General features: G+C 61.8%; 15 protein-coding genes. 8 read left to right on the forward strand and 7 right to left on the reverse strand.

Annotation, left to right across the window (positions count from 1 at the left end; translation table 11 throughout):
* Window positions 1-53 precede the first annotated feature (53 nt).
* From AC13QO_RS08545 to AC13QO_RS08560, 4 genes are all read left to right on the forward strand, one after another.
* Window positions 54-830 (forward strand): class I SAM-dependent methyltransferase, encoded by a 777-nt coding sequence (locus AC13QO_RS08545; protein ID WP_488540435.1) that lies wholly within the window; start codon window positions 54-56, stop codon window positions 828-830.
* Window positions 831-952: 122 nt separating this feature from the next.
* Window positions 953-2,050 (forward strand): histidinol-phosphate transaminase, encoded by a 1,098-nt coding sequence (gene hisC / locus AC13QO_RS08550; protein ID WP_488540436.1) that lies wholly within the window; start codon window positions 953-955, stop codon window positions 2,048-2,050.
* Window positions 2,047-2,973 (forward strand): prephenate/arogenate dehydrogenase family protein, encoded by a 927-nt coding sequence (locus AC13QO_RS08555; RefSeq protein WP_488540437.1) that lies wholly within the window; start codon window positions 2,047-2,049, stop codon window positions 2,971-2,973. Before hisC ends, AC13QO_RS08555 begins: the two co-directional genes overlap by 4 nt.
* A gap of 9 nt (window positions 2,974-2,982) precedes the next feature.
* Window positions 2,983-3,438 (forward strand): GNAT family N-acetyltransferase, encoded by a 456-nt coding sequence (locus AC13QO_RS08560; RefSeq protein WP_488540438.1) that lies wholly within the window; start codon window positions 2,983-2,985, stop codon window positions 3,436-3,438.
* On the opposite strand, the gene AC13QO_RS08565 is transcribed toward AC13QO_RS08560, so the two are convergent.
* Window positions 3,435-4,451 carry a DUF2125 domain-containing protein gene (locus AC13QO_RS08565; protein ID WP_488540439.1) on the reverse strand — a complete coding sequence of 339 codons (1,017 nt, stop codon included), beginning with the start codon at window positions 4,449-4,451 and terminating at the stop codon, window positions 3,435-3,437. The genes AC13QO_RS08560 and AC13QO_RS08565 overlap by 4 nt on opposite strands.
* A gap of 49 nt (window positions 4,452-4,500) precedes the next feature.
* Between AC13QO_RS08565 and AC13QO_RS08570 the strand changes: the two genes are divergently transcribed.
* On the forward strand, window positions 4,501-5,031 hold the full coding sequence (locus AC13QO_RS08570; RefSeq protein WP_097601580.1) for a gamma-glutamylcyclotransferase: 531 nt from the start codon (window positions 4,501-4,503) through the stop codon (window positions 5,029-5,031).
* Here AC13QO_RS08570 and AC13QO_RS08575 read toward each other — a convergent pair whose 3' ends face one another.
* From AC13QO_RS08575 to ftsE, 4 genes are all read right to left on the reverse strand, one after another.
* Entirely contained in the window at window positions 5,032-5,829 is a 798-nt protein-coding gene (locus AC13QO_RS08575; RefSeq protein WP_085779636.1) for a lysophospholipid acyltransferase family protein, read from the reverse strand. It abuts the gene before it with no gap.
* 87 nt (window positions 5,830-5,916) lie between these two features.
* Window positions 5,917-6,633 carry a YdcF family protein gene (locus AC13QO_RS08580; protein WP_488540440.1) on the reverse strand — a complete coding sequence of 239 codons (717 nt, stop codon included), beginning with the start codon at window positions 6,631-6,633 and terminating at the stop codon, window positions 5,917-5,919.
* A 67-nt stretch (window positions 6,634-6,700) separates the two neighbouring features.
* The gene (locus AC13QO_RS08585) at window positions 6,701-7,720 is read right to left on the reverse strand and encodes a cell division protein FtsX (protein ID WP_488540441.1); all 1,020 of its coding nucleotides are present in this window, start codon (window positions 7,718-7,720) and stop codon (window positions 6,701-6,703) included.
* Window positions 7,713-8,372 carry a cell division ATP-binding protein FtsE gene (ftsE, locus tag AC13QO_RS08590; RefSeq protein WP_488540442.1) on the reverse strand — a complete coding sequence of 220 codons (660 nt, stop codon included), beginning with the start codon at window positions 8,370-8,372 and terminating at the stop codon, window positions 7,713-7,715. The genes AC13QO_RS08585 and ftsE overlap by 8 nt, the downstream gene beginning before the upstream one ends.
* A gap of 206 nt (window positions 8,373-8,578) precedes the next feature.
* Between ftsE and AC13QO_RS08595 the strand changes: the two genes are divergently transcribed.
* The 3 genes from AC13QO_RS08595 (at window position 8,579) to AC13QO_RS08605 (ending at window position 10,400) form a co-directional block, all read left to right on the forward strand.
* Window positions 8,579-9,232: a hypothetical protein gene (locus tag AC13QO_RS08595; RefSeq protein ID WP_488540443.1), complete on the forward strand. Its 654-nt coding sequence runs from the start codon at window positions 8,579-8,581 to the stop codon at window positions 9,230-9,232.
* Window positions 9,233-9,361: 129 nt separating this feature from the next.
* A complete protein-coding gene (gene hpt, locus AC13QO_RS08600; RefSeq protein WP_064805282.1) occupies window positions 9,362-9,904 on the forward strand; it encodes a hypoxanthine phosphoribosyltransferase in 543 nt (180 codons plus the stop codon).
* 136 nt (window positions 9,905-10,040) lie between these two features.
* Window positions 10,041-10,400: a response regulator gene (locus tag AC13QO_RS08605; protein ID WP_010028815.1), complete on the forward strand. Its 360-nt coding sequence runs from the start codon at window positions 10,041-10,043 to the stop codon at window positions 10,398-10,400.
* Window positions 10,401-10,433: 33 nt separating this feature from the next.
* Here the strand turns inward: AC13QO_RS08605 and AC13QO_RS08610 are convergent, their stop codons facing one another.
* Both AC13QO_RS08610 and lysA read right to left on the reverse strand, forming a co-directional pair.
* Window positions 10,434-13,103 carry a TIGR02302 family protein gene (locus tag AC13QO_RS08610; RefSeq protein ID WP_488540444.1) on the reverse strand — a complete coding sequence of 890 codons (2,670 nt, stop codon included), beginning with the start codon at window positions 13,101-13,103 and terminating at the stop codon, window positions 10,434-10,436.
* A gap of 268 nt (window positions 13,104-13,371) precedes the next feature.
* Complete coding sequence (gene lysA / locus AC13QO_RS08615) at window positions 13,372-14,640, reverse strand: diaminopimelate decarboxylase (protein WP_097601576.1); 1,269 nt, start codon at window positions 14,638-14,640, stop codon at window positions 13,372-13,374.
* Window positions 14,641-14,651 lie beyond the last annotated feature (11 nt).

A 14,651-nucleotide genomic window follows, 5' to 3' on the forward strand; every position in this document is an offset into this window, starting at 1 on the left:
CTTTAAACAATCCCTTGTCCCACGACTCTCGCGGGAATGTAGAGACTCCGGCCTTGAAGTCCAACCGCCCGCTGATAACATTTATCGCGATGCACGCAGATATCGTCGACCTTCGTCAGTTCTACCACTCCGACCTCGGGCGTCTTGCCGAGCACTCGATCGCCATGGCGCTCTCCTCGCTCTGGGTGCGCCTGCCACAGGAGCGTCTCGTCGGACTCGGTTATGCCGTGCCGTTCCTCGATCGATTCCAGGCCGATACCGAACGCACCTTCGCCTTCATGCCGGCCGGACAGGGGGCGGTGAACTGGCCGATGGGCTCGCTGTCGTCGACGACGCTGATTTTCGATGAGGAACTACCGCTGCCGGATTCCTCGATCGACCGGGTGCTGATGGTGCATTCGCTCGAGTTTGCGGAAAGCCCGCGCGAGACGCTGAAAGAGCTTTGGCGGGTGCTGGCACCGGGCGGGCGGCTTGTTATCGTGGTGCCGAACCGGCGCGGGGTCTGGGCCCGCATGGAACACACGCCCTTCGGCTCGGGCCGGCCCTATTCCCGCGGTCAGCTGACGCATCTGCTGCGCGAGACGAATTTCACGCCGGGTGCGACCGCCGAAGCGTTGTTCTTTCCGCCCTCGAAACTCAGAACCATCCTGCGCCTTCGCCGCGCTTTCGAGCGGATCGGCCGCACTTTATGGCCAGCCTTTTCGGGTGTCATCATCGTCGAGGCGCAGAAGCGGCTCTATCAGGGTTTGCCGGTCGCCGCCCGCGCCTCCCGCCGTGTCTTCGTGCCCGTTCTCGCGCCGCACGGCGTCCCGACCACACGCAACAGCTGAAGAACATGGGACATTCTCCGGCTGCTTGTGTCACGCCCATGCCTCTCGACAACAATCACATTCCGCTTTAATGCCACTTGGTCATTTTCCGGAAAATCCAAGGTCGACCCATGAGCGTTGAGATGAGCAAGCCCGTTCCGCGTCCCGGTATTCTCGATATCGCATCTTATGTGCCGGGCAAGGAACATGCGCCGGGTGTCGCCCGCGTTTACAAGCTCTCCTCCAACGAGACGCCGCTCGGCGCCAGCCCGAAGGCGATAGAGGCCGTCAAGGCAGCTGCCGACAATCTGGGACGTTATCCCGACGGGCAGGCGGTCGAACTGCGCGAGGCGATCGCCGCTGTACATGGCCTCAATCCGGCAAACATCCTCTGCGGCAATGGTTCCGACGAGCTGCTCGGCCTGTTGTGCCATGTCTATCTGGGCGCCGGTGACGAAGGCATCATCACCGAGCACGGCTTTCTTGTCTACAAGATCCAGATCATGGGCACGGGCGCCATGCCCGTCATCGTCAAGGAGAAGGACTATACCGTCGACGTCGACGCGATCCTGGCGGCGGTGACGGAAAGGACGAAGATCGTCTTCATCGCCAATCCCGGCAATCCCACCGGTACATACGTTCCCGTCAGCGAGATTCGCCGCCTGCAGGCCGGCCTGCCCAAGCATGTCGTCCTCGTGCTCGATGCGGCCTATGCCGAATATGTACGCCGCAACGATTATGAAGCCGGCATCGAGATCGTATCGTCCAGTTCCAACGTAGTGATGACCCGCACCTTTTCGAAAGCCTACGGTCTTGCGGCTCTGCGCGTGGGCTGGATGTATGCGCCAGTGGAGATCGTCGACGCTGTGAACCGTGTACGCGCTCCGTTCAACCTGAATGCGGCCGCGATCGCCGCCGGTGCCGCGGCCATCCGCGACCAGGCCTTCGTCCAGCAGGCCGTCTCTTTCAACCAGATGTGGGTGGAGACGCTCACGGAGGCTCTCGAAGCGATCGGGCTGAAAGTGACGCCGTCCGTCGCCAATTTCGTCCTTATCCACTTCCCCGATATCGATGGAAAGCGCGCGGCCGATGCCGACGAGCTTTTGACGAGCCGCGGTTATATTCTCCGCGCCGTGCGCAGCTACGGCTTTTCCAATGCGCTGCGCATGAGCATCGGTCCGGAAGAGGCCAATCGCGGCGTCATTGCCACGCTGCGTGAGTTCATGGGACGGCAGGCATGAGCGTGCTGTTCGATCGCATCGCGCTGATCGGCATCGGCCTGATTGGCTCTTCGCTCGCCCACGACATCAGGCGGCTCGGGCTTACCAAGGAGATCGTCGTTGCGACACGCAGCGCCGAGACGTTGAAGCGCGCCGAAGAGCTCGGTCTCGGCGACCGCTATACGACCTCTTCGGCCGATGCTGTTCGAGATGCCGACCTCATCATCGTTTCGGTTCCGGTCGGCGCTTCGGAAAGCGTGGCGAAGGAAATCGTCGGCAATCTCAAGCCCGGCGCTATCGTCACCGATGTCGGTTCCACCAAAGCATCCGTCATCGCGCAGATGCAGCCGCATATGCCCGACAATGTGCATTTCATCCCCGGCCATCCGCTGGCCGGCACGGAAAAATCCGGCCCGGATGCCGGTTTCCCCGGCCTCTTCGAAGGCCGCTGGTGCATCTTCACGCCGGTTGCCGGCACCGACGAGACGGCGCTGAAGCGGCTGCGCGGCTTCTGGGAAGCGCTCGGATCGAAAGTCGACGAGATGGATGCGGAGCATCACGACAAGGTGCTCGCGATCGTTTCGCACCTGCCGCATATCATCGCCTACAACATCGTCGGCACCGCCGACGATCTGGAGACGGTGACGGAGTCCGAGGTCATCAAATATTCGGCCTCCGGCTTTCGCGATTTCACCCGCCTTGCCGCTTCCGACCCGACGATGTGGCGCGACGTCTGCCTGCACAATCGCGATGCGATCCTCGAAATGCTGGCGCGCTTCTCAGAAGATCTCGCCTATCTGCAGCGCGCGATCCGCTGGGGTGAAGGCGACAAGATTTTCGAACTCTTCACCCGCACGCGCGCCATTCGCCGCTCGATCATCCAGGCCGGCCAGGATGTCGACGCCCCCGATTTCGGCCGCCCCCACGCGCTGGATAAGAAGTAGACTCTCGCGATGGTGGAGGTGGCGAGCGCAAGTCAGGCGGATATCGACTGGCTGGCTCGCGAGGATGCCACTGCAGGCAAGGTGTGGGTATCGCGATGCGTCGCGCTTGGCGAATATCTCGTTGCCAGGGAGGCCGGCGAGATCGTCGGCTTCCTGCGCTTCTCCCGCTTCTGGGGCAGGGTTCCCTATATGGAGGTGATCCGCGTTCTGCCCGGCCATCGCCGGTCGGGCGTCGGCACCGCGCTGTTTCTCGCCTGGGAAAGAGCCATGCGCGGCGAGGGCGCTCGGCTGCTGATGACGTCGAGCGAATGCGATGAGAGCCGGCCGCAGGACTGGCATCGCCGTAACGGATTTACAGAAACCGGTGCGATCGAGCTGCCTGGTCTGCAATCGGTGCCTGAGGTTTTTTTCATCAAGCGGATTGATTACGGCCTTTCCAGCACTCTAGCCCCGGAAAAGCCTTAGATCGGTGGGATCTGACCGAGCGGAATGAAGCCGCTGACGGTGGCATTGCCGCGATCGACGACGAGATCGACTGAGACCTTGTCTCTACCGCCGGCCAGCGCCTTCAGCATCTTCGTCGCCGTGTTGACGGTCGGAGCAAGATCCGGGAAAGCCTGTTTCAGGCTGTCGCCCCAGGGGCCGAGCCGTTCAATTTCCAGCTTGAACTTCCCGGAGAGAAAGCCTTGCTCGTCGAAGGAAAACGGGCCGGTGAGCGTCATCACCTTGCCGTCGCCGATGTCGGCAACGATGCGACGCAGTTCGCCGGCAGAACCATTGAGGCCGTTCGGGTCGCTGCCGTCGATCAGGCCGGCCTTGCCGGCAATCGTGAGATCGATGCTGGCAGAGAGTTTCGGGAAGAGCTGCGGCCAGTCCTTGATCGCGGTGTTCGCATCCTGCAAGGAGATCGCGCCGTCGAGATCGGCGCCGTTCTGGCGCAGGTGAATTTCGGTGCGAGCCGCGTCGAAGCTGATGGTCTGTCCGGAATAGGAGGAGACCGCCGTCGCCTTCAGGCCCTCGATGACGGTCGAGCTGCGATCGATGCCCTGCAGCCTGGTCGTCAGGCTCGCCTGCAGATTCGTCCACTGAGCCGAGACCGAAAGGCCGTTTGTGGTGCGGATTTCGGCCGGTGAATCGAGCTCCCAGACGATATGGCTCGGCGCGTAGACCTGCGCGGCAGAGCGCAATGCGCCGAAGGTGGCGGAGACGCCGTTGACATTGTCGTCGACGTCCACCTTGGAGCAGAACAGACCGATGCGAAAAGGATAGCCGCGGAATTCGATATCGGAGCATTCGCCGGTGACGCCGGCCTGATCGCGCGGCGCGATTGCTTTCAGCACCGTCGTTTTCAAGGCCGATGCGGCATAGAACCAGCCGCCGGTATAAAGCGCGATCACCAGGAGGATGCCTCCGCCCAGCAACAAGAATTTCTTGCTGTTGCCGGGTTGGCTGCTGCCGGATCGGCTTGACGCTGCCATGATGTTCTCCAATGGTGAATCGCAATGTGATTCCGGTCTGGCGTGCGATATGGACGAATTTTGGGTGTTTGGCTACGGCTCGCTGATGTGGAATCCGGGCTTCGAGTTCCTGGAGCGGGCAGAAGCTCTTGTGCATGGTTACCGACGTTCGCTGTGCGTCCGATCCTTCGTCCATCGCGGCACGCCGGACAATCCCGGCCTGGTTCTCGGCCTCGACAGGGGTGGAGCATGCCGTGGCATGGCGTTTCGTGTTTCACCGCAGAAATGGGACGAGGTGATCGATTATCTCCGCGCCCGCGAACTCGTCACCAATGTCTATCTGGAGCGCCGGGTTCGGCTGCAGTTTGCCGGCGGTCGCCGAACGGAAGCGGTTACCTACATCGCTGATCGCGACCACGAGCAATATGCCGGTACGCTCGATGCGCTTGCGGCCGCGCGGGTGGTGAACGAGGCCAGGGGGCAGTCAGGCCCCAACGACGCCTACGTCTTCAACACGCTTGCGCACCTGAGACAGATGGGCATTCGCGACCCGTGGCTGGAGCAGGTCGGCAACGAGGTGGAGCGGCTGCGGGCCGGCTGATCAGGCCGTCGCCGCCCTCACTTTGCGCAGCTCGGTCAGCCGAGCGACCGCTGTCGGCGGCAACGGCAGATGCGGATTACGGTCGACGGTGTCGATGAGGAGCTCGTCGCTTGCCCGTTCCGTGACCTCGATCAGATGAGCGAAGAAAGCATCGGGATCCATTCCCGGCATGATCGGCGGCAGGATCCTGACCTTGAAATGACCGGGATAACGGCGGACGCTCCGCCGCGGCCAGAAGAGGCCTGGATGCATTGCAACCGGCACGACGGGAATGCCAAGATCGCGGTACATGCGGGCGATGCCGTATTTATAGACCGGCTCGGCACCCGGGGGGCGGCGGGTGCCCTCAGGATAGATGATCAGCTGGCGACCGGTCGAAAGCTCCTCCCTGGTGCGTTTCAGCACTTCCACCATCACCTTGCCGCGGGCGCCGCGGTCGACCGGGATCATGCGCTGCTTCTTCGCATACCAGCCAAAGAGCGGAATCCACATCAGCTCGCGCTTCAGGATGTAGACCGGATCCTTGAGATCAGGCAGCAACGCATAGGTGTCCCAGAAGGACTGGTGCTTCGGCGCCAGGATAAAACTGCCCTCAGGCAGGTTCTCCAGCCCCTCGATCTCGAAGGTCGTGCCGACGATCATGCGCATCAGCCAGTGGTTGGAGCGCGCCCAATTCTTTGGGATCTCATAGGCGGTCAGCCGCGGCACCACAAAATAATAGGGCGAGAGCACGATCATCCGGACGATGAGATTGGCATAGAAGATCGTGTTGAAGAGGACGGAACGCAGGGCGATCATGAAATTATCCCGAGGCATGCTCATGCGACCGGCCTACACGATATTGCCCGTGATAAAAAGCGTTTGATGCCGCCCCGATGCAAAAGCTCAGTCTGCGCCGGATACACTTGCCGAGCGCAGTCCGGTGTGACGGCCGAAGCCGGTGACATTGCGAGCGCCCGTTAACAGCACCTTTGCATATTCGGCGAGCATGACCCGCATCGCGTTCGGGTCGGTAAACCAGTTGCGGGTCTTCAAATCCGAATTGACCACCGGATAGGGGATAAACTCGATGTCCGGATCGACATAGGAGAGTTCTGCGAGGCTGCGCGGCATGTGATAATTGTTCGTGACAACGAGAACGCTTCTGTATCCCCTGGCGTGGATCCAATTGGAGGTTTCCTCGGCGTTGCCGATCGTGTCTATCGCATCGTGGCCGATATCGACGCAGCAGGAGAAAAGATCGGCCGAGCCTTGCGTCATCTTGCGAATCTGCGCCGGCGTCGTCGTCGGATGGACGCCCGAGATCAGCAGTCGTTTGCCCGCCCCCTTCTGCAGCAGTTCCACGGCCTGGTCGATGCGCTGGTAGCCGCCTGTCAGCACGACGATCGCGTCAGCCTTGGGCTCGGCCGGAGGCTTGAGCGTTGTCACGGAATCGGCAAACCGCAGAAAGCCGCCGAACACCAGGGCGATTGCCAGAACGCAACCAAAGCCGCCCCAGCGCAGCAGGCGGCGGATCGGACCGCGCCGCGGCGGCAGGCCCGCCGGACGATCAAGCTCCGGGTCCTGCCGAATCGGATTGCGTGTCGTATCGCCCATGGTCATGAATCGTGATTATACGCTGATTGCGGCGCGGAACAGACGCTTTCACGATAAAACGGCATGGTCACGATCAACTTGCGATGCCGTCGGTGCGTGTCGGGTCCGAACGCAATGTATCGATTTCATAGATCGTCCGCATGACGGTCAGCCGCGCCGTGACGGTCGTCAAGAGTGCGATGACGATCATTGTCGCGAAGATGCCGGCATAACCGAGTACACCAACGGAAAAGGTGCCGAACAGCGCCGTTGCCTGATCCGTCTCCGGCGTCGCCAGCGTACGGCTTTGCCAGAAGCCGGCGCTAGCGAAGAAAAGAGCGGCAAGCGCGCTGCCGATCGCCGAACCCTTAAGGCTGATCTTCAGGAAATGCTTCTGAAATTCGGTGGCGACGAAGGAGCTTTCGGCGCCGACGAAATGCAGGACTTCGACGATGTGCCGGTTGCCGGACAGCGCGCCGCGCGTGGCGAAGACGACGGTCAGCACCATTGCCGAGAAGACCAGAAGCAGGACGCCGGTGCCGATCAGCACCGTCGTGTGCGCCATGGAGACCAGCCGGTCAACCCAGGTGCGGTGATCGTCGAGGCTCGCCTGCGGAATGCTGTCCTTGAGGAGCCCTCGCATTGCATCGAAATCCGGCGGATTGTTTTCGTCGATGGTGATGACGACGAGACGGGGAACAGGCAGATCCTTGAGATCGAGGCCGGGGCCGAGCCAGGGTTCGAGTAGCCGGGCGGTGGCTGCCTCGTCGACGATCTGGCCGCTTTTGGTGCCGACGAATGTCAGCGCCAGGTCGCGTGCCTGCGTCAGCGCTTTTTCCATATCGAGGTTGTCGTCCGGCTTGATCTGGATGGTTATCTCGCGGGAGATCTGGCTCTCCCAGCTTGCCGCCGTCGAACGCACCATGCTGACGCCGCCGAGCGTCAGGCAGGCAAGAAAGGCCATGATCGATATAACCACCATCAGGGCGTTGCCCTGGATATTGGAGGGCGGCAGGATCGGCGCGGTCGGGCGCACGCGCATTTCCGGGCGCTTCTGCTGGGCGGCAGGCTGGCCCGACGCCTTCTCTCGGTTCCTGGACGGGGGTTCAGTCATAGATATCGAGATGCCCCTCCGAGAGGATCATACGGCGGGCTTCTACCTGTTCCATCAGCGCCAGATCATGGGTGGCGATCACGACCGCCGTACCAAGCCGGTTGAGTTCGAGGAAAAGATTGAGCAGGCGCCTTGCCATAGGCGGGTCGACATTGCCCGTGGGCTCGTCGGCCAGCAGGACTTCCGGCCGGTCCATCAGTGCCCGTGCAATGGCGGCGCGCTGCTTTTCCCCGCCGGAGAGGACCGGCGGCAGCACGTTGATGCGTTCGCCGAGCCCGACCCATTTCAAGAGTTCCAGAACGTCGGTTTTGTAGGAGCTTTCATCCTTGCCGCGCACGCGTAAGGGCAAAGCGACATTCTCATAGGTCGTGAGATGGTCGAGCAGGCGAAAATCCTGGAAGACAATGCCGACGCGCCGGCGCAGCAGCGGCAGTTCCGGCCGGGGAATTTCGGAAATGTCGCGCCCGAACATGCGGATCAGACCACGTGTCGGCTGCAGCGACATGAAGAGCAGCCGCAGCAGCGAGGTCTTGCCGGCGCCGGATGGGCCCGTCAGGAACTGAAAGGATTTCTTCGGAATGTCGAAGGTCATGTCCCGGAGGATTTCCGGGCCCATGCCATAGCGCAAACCGACGTTCTCGAAGTGGATCAACGGGCAGCTCAGTCTGTTCTTGGTTTCACCGCGTGACTTGTTAACCAACACCGTTAACAGCCGGTAAAGTTTGCCGAAAAGACGCCCGTTTAATGGCAATCTTTGCGAAGCATTAACCATTAAAATTTACGACTGAGGAGGATTCGTTTCAATGCCAAGATTTCTTGCGGCAGCGAAACCATGTGGACATCTGCGAGGCAGCCACCATGGAAGCATCCTCCTTCAGCCGCCGTACGCCGGGCCAGGCCTATGATTTCCTGCCGCCCGAACCCGTAGGCCGCCAGTATCGTTCGACACGTCCTGCTGATGTCTCCGACGCCGAATTCGTGACGGTCGGCAAAACCCGGCCGAAGGACTTCAGCACCAAGATCCATAACGACAACGGCAGGCGCATGGCGGCAGCGCGCGTCGCACGGCCGCCGCTCCTGTCGCCGATGGCTGCTTCCGCTCTGCGAAGGGCGGAATCCTGGCTGCAGCGAGCGTCGCCGCGCAGTTTCGCGGTGCTGGTACTGGCGCTCGCCGTGCTCGTTTTCGGGCTCGCAGGCGGCTTTTCCGGCCTTTCCGCCGCGGGCGCCTCCTCCGGAGCGCCGCTGCATTTCACCCATGTCACCCTGACGCCGCGTGATGCGAACGGCATGCGTGTGCTCGTCGTCAACGGCATCATCGAAAACGAAAGCGGCACAACGCAGACGGTGCATCCGATCCGCGCCGATCTGGTGACCGACGAACGACTGACGGCAAGCGTCGTCATCGATCCGCCCGCCGACGTCATCTACGACGGCCAAAGCCGTGGCTTTTCAGCCCGCGTCCAGCACGCCGGCGGAAAATTGCCGGAGGTCCAGCTTTCTTTCCTGCCGTAGAAATAACGGGTTTCGTGATCGCTTTCTGCCACAGGATGCACCAATCCCGTTGATTTCATAAACGGCGAGGCTGTTTCAGGCGCGCATATGTGCTAACGGCTTACCCTTCTTTTCATGGAGCAAGCCCTTATGCCTGTCGTGCGCGGAAAAAATATCGAGCCGCTCTTCACCGCCGAGCAGATCGCGGAGCGCAATCATGCGATGGCGCGGGAGATCGCTAACGGTCCGACCAAGGACCTGCTCGTCATTGCCGTGCTCAAGGGCTCCTTCATCTTCGCCGCCGACCTGATTCGCGCCCTGCACGACACCGGACTTGCTCCCGAGGTCGAGTTCATCACGCTTTCGAGTTACGGCACCGGCACCGTTTCGCAGGGCGTGCGCATCGTCAAGGATATCGACAGCGACGTACATGGCCGAGACGTCCTCCTGATTGACGATATTCTCGAGTCCGGCCGGACGCTGCTCTTTGCCAAGGAACTGCTCTTCGAACGTGGCGCGCGCAACGTGACGATCGCCGTGCTGCTCGACAAGCGGGTCAAGCGCAAGGAAAAGCTGGAGGCCGATTATGTCGGCTTCGAATGTCCCGATTACTTCGTCGTCGGCTACGGCATGGACGTTGCCTATGCGTTTCGCGAACTGCCATTCGTGGGCGTAGTGACCGGCGACGCCTGAGGGAATGCAGGCGTCGCTTCATTGCCGCGTGAAGACGGGTTGTTAACCATCTCGCCTATCGCTTCGCCATCTTTACCGATCGAAAAGGAAAGTCTGGTGATTTCCGTCGCGGGGCTGAAGACGGAGCAATGCACATATGGCAAGAATTCTGATTACGGAAGACGAGGATTCCCTGCGGTCTTTCGTAGCCCGGGCCTTGCGGCTTGACGGTCACGAGACCGATGAAGCGGCCGACGGCGCCGAGGGGCTGGAGAAGCTGAAGGACGGGGTCTACGATCTGCTGCTGTCGGACATCCGCATGCCCGTGATGGACGGCATCGAACTCGCCCATCAGGCGAAGGACGCCTTCCCCGCTTTGAAGATCCTGCTGATGACCGGCTATGCCGAGCAGCGCGAGCGCGCCGACGATCTCGCGGAAAAAATCATCGACGTCGTCGCAAAGCCATTTGCGCTTCCCGATATCCGCAAGGCTGTCGCCCGGGCACTTGTCGCTTAAAGCGCACGCGTATCTTTGACGGCGGTATAAGGCTTACTGGATGTCCAGAAGCCGTTCGAGATACCGCCGTTCCATTTCCTGTGGCGGATTGTTGCCGAGCTTCTCGCGGATCGCATCGAGAATTTCGCGTGCGCGCTGAACGTCGATTTCGTCAGGCACCTTCACGCCATCGTTGTCGATATAGCCGTTGGTCATGCGCGGTCGCCCCAACGGATCCCGGCCGTTCTGATCGCCCTGGCCGACCTGGCCGTTCGGGCCTTGTCCCTGCTGGCCCCGCTGCGCCTGCATCATCTGGTTCATCATGTCGCGAGCGCCCTGGCGAAGGGCTTCCAGCGCACGGCCCTGGTTCTCGACGGCCGTGTCGCCGCGGCCCTGGCCGAGTTCGCGGCCGGCGCCGTCCATCTCGCGTTGGGCCTGGCCGAAGCCCGGGCCGGGCTTCATGCCCATTTCGCCGAGTTTCTTCTGCAATTCCCCGAGCTGCTTGCCGAGGGCATCCTGCTGGGCGCGCAACTGCTTCAGCGCTTCTCTGAGCTGCTCGGCAGTCATCTGGTCGGAAGGTTTCTGGCCCTGACCTTGCTGGCTCTGGTCTTGCTGCCCTTGCTGCTGGTCCTGCGGTTCGCCATTCTCTCCCGGCATCATATCGTCGAGCAGCGGATCGTTTTCGCCCATATCGGATTCGCCACGCTGCATACGGTCCTTGAGCTGCTGATCGAGGCGGAAGGTCTCTTCCATCAGCTTCTGCTGATCGCGCAGGATCTCGCCGAGCTTGTCGATCTGCTTGCGGGCTTCGCTGTTTTCCTGACCCTGCTGGCCCCGCTGCGGCCGGCCGGCCTGCAGGTTGTTCATCATGCGCTGCAATTCCGACAGCATCTGCTGTGCCGCGTCGCGATTGCCGGAGCGGGCGAGATTCTCGATCTGGTCCATCATCCGTTCCAGATCCTGCTGGCGCAGGATGTTCTGCGCGTTCTGGTTCGGCTGCATCGTCGGGGCATTCTGCATGCGTTCGGCAAGCTCCGTCAGATAGTCCTGCATCGCCTTGCGCAGCTCATCCATCAGCTTCTTGATCTCTTCGTCGGGCGCGTTGCGGTCCAATGCGTCTGCAAGCTTCTGCTGGGCTTCACGCAGCTTGCGCTCGGCAAGCGAAAGATCGCCGTCCTCCATGCCGAGCGCGATTTCCCAGAGATACTGGGCGGTATCCTTCAGCGCCTCCTCGCCTCTTGCCAGCTTCATGCGGACCAAGGCCGATTCCAGCAGCAGGTAGTTGGTAAGCTTGGGGATGGTCTCCTCGGGACGGATGGTCAGCGCCTCGTTCAGCGCGATCGCCTGCGGCATCTTACGGGTATCGAGCGCGAAAACCTGCCGTTCCTCGGCGACAGCTGCGGCAAGCGGCTCGTTGAAGGGTCGCGACGGCAGCGTCATCTCGTAGGGCGGGCTGCGGCCGGTCTGGCCGGCGGCATCCTTGGCGACGAGGGTAATGCGCACCGGCTTGCCGGCAAGCGGATGTTCGGTCAGATTCCGGCTGGTCACGCCCTTGGCGTCGCGGGCGTTGCGACGGGGAATATCCAGCCGGTACTCCGGCAGCGAATATAGCGGCGTCGCCGTCGGATCATTTTCCAGAGGAACGATCTCCGCATGGGCCTCCTGGACGCCGTAATCGTCCTTGACGGTGAAGCCGATTTCCAGCGCGCCGTTGACGCTTGCCTTCGGCATGCCGTCAAAGGCGATTTCAGGCGCCTTGTCAGGCAGCACGTCGAAGCTCCAGCGGCGACCGTTGACTTCGAGCGCGCCGTTTTCCTCAAGCCTCATCACATGCGTCTGCGCGATGAGGGCATTATTGGCAGTCGCGCCGGCCGTCGGCTGCTCGCCGGCAGGCGCGCTTGCCTGCTGTGGCTTTGCGTCAGCCTGCACGGCGATATCCCGCGCCTCGCCGTTCGCCTTGCGGAACACGACCTTTTCGGCCGTCTTTCCGCCGCTGACGCGCACGGTGAGGCCGGAGAACTGCGGAACGCCGACCGGCGCCTGTTCGCTGCCGTCGGCAGTCAAGTAAACCGGCGCGCGACCGGTATAGGAGGGCGGCGTCACCCAGGCATCGATGCGCACCGCCGGATCGACCGCCACCTGTTCGGGCGCTGACTGCAATGCGTCACTGACCGAGCCACCGTTGAGCGACAGCGAATAGCCAAAAGCGGTGACAACAAGCAGAGCAGGGAGGGCGCGCAGGGCGAAGCGGTCATGTGCGGCGATATCAGGCCGCGGCATGCCGGCATCGAGTGCTGCGATCTTTTCCGCCATGCGCACCTGGTGCTCACGCCAAAGTGCCCGCGAAAAGGGCGTGTCGTAGGCCGGCTCGTCTTCCTGGACGGCAACCGGCTGGTGCGGCAGGCCGTTGCGCTCTTCCAGCATGCGATCGGCTTCAGCGGTTTTCGGCCAGCGCAGATGGCGGAAGGGAACAAGCGAGACGAGAAACGCCGCGGCAAAGGCGATCAGCAACAGGATGCGCAGCCAGTCCGGCACGTTGCGGAAGATACCGAACCAGGAGGCCGAAAGATAAATGGCGACGATGGAGAGGACCGGCATCAACAGCGGCAGCAGTTGCTCGAAGAAGAGCACGGTGCGCGCCAGCAGGCGTTTCGTCGTTACCAGCCGGGCAAGCGAGGGACGGAGCGCAAATGCACCCTTCCTCTGCCTTGAGGGGCTTGTCATCGGTCCGGTCTCCGCGATCTGGCGTTCTGGTACAGAGGGCGCTTCCGGCGATTGCGGGGCAATACGCTCATGAACGAAAGGATAACACTCTTTGTGGCGAAGGCGAGGGCGAACGGGCAGGAATACCGCCTTTTCACGTTTATTCGCCGAAAAGTGATGGTGCTGCTAAAGCGCGCCGCGATCTTTCAGATTCGCTTCTTGCGCTTTAGCTCTATGCTTTACGGATGTCGTTAACGCAAAATCGCCTCACACTTTTGAGCGACATGCTCTAGTCGAGCCAGGCCGGAACGGAATCGAGGCTGATCAGCTCGGCATAGGTCCTGCGCGGGCGGATCACATGAAAATCGCTGCCCCTGACCAGAACTTCGGGCACCAGCAGGCGGCTGTTATAGGTGCCTGCCTGCACCGCGCCATAGGCGCCGGCAGTGCTGACGGCCATCAGGTCGCCGGGCTTCGGCATCGCCATTTCGCGGTCGAGCGCCAGATAATCGCCGGTCTCGCAAACGGGGCCAACCACGTCGGCGCGGATGCGCGGCGCGTTTGCTGCCGATATCGTCACCGGACGGATCTCGTGATAGGCCTCATAGAGCGTCGGTCGAATGAGGTCGTTCATCGCACCGTCGACGATGACGAAAGTCTTCTCGCCGCCGTCCTTAACATAAAGAACTTCGGTCACGAGAATGCCGGCATTGCCGACGATCAGGCGACCGGGTTCGGTGACGATCTTGCAGTTCAGGCCGCGAAGCTGGTTCTTGACGATCGCCGCATAGGCATCGGGCAGCGGCGGCGGATTGTTGTCATCCTTATAGGGAACGCCAAGGCCACCGCCGATATCGACGTGATGGATGGAGTGGCCGTCGGCACGCAATGTCGCGACGAGATCGCGCAGCAGCTTGAAGGCGTCGTCGAAGGGCTGCAGCTCGGTGATCTGGCTGCCGATATGCATGTCGATGCCCGTGACTTCGATGCCGGGCAGCTTGGCGGCATGGGCATAGATGGCGCGGGCGCGATCCCAAGAGATGCCGAACTTGTTTTCCTTCTTGCCGGTCGAGATCTTCGCATGCGTCTTGGCATCGACATCCGGATTGATGCGGAAGGAGACCGGCGCCTTCTTGCCGGCGTTGACGGCGCGCTGGTTAAGAATCTCCAGCTCAGGCTCGGATTCGACGTTGAAGCAGTAGATGCCAGCCTCGAGGGCGAAATCCATCTCCTGCGGCGTCTTGCCGACGCCCGAAAACATGATGCGGCTCGCCGGAATGCCGGCGGCAAGTGCACGGCGCAGTTCGCCTTCCGAAACGACGTCGATGCCGGCGCCGAGGCGTCCCAGGGTCTTCAGCACGGCTTGGTTCGAGTTCGCCTTCATCGCATAGCAGACCATGGAGTCGACATCGGCGAACGCTTCCGAGAAGACGCGATAGTGGCGCTCCAGCGTTGCGGTTGAATAGACGTAGAACGGCGTGCCGACCGCCTTGGCGATCTCCGGAACGGGGACGTTCTCGGCGTAAAGGATGCCGTCGCGGTAATCGAAATGGTTCACGGGGTGCGCGC

It is taken from the genome of Rhizobium sp. CNPSo 3670 (assembly GCF_057784555.1).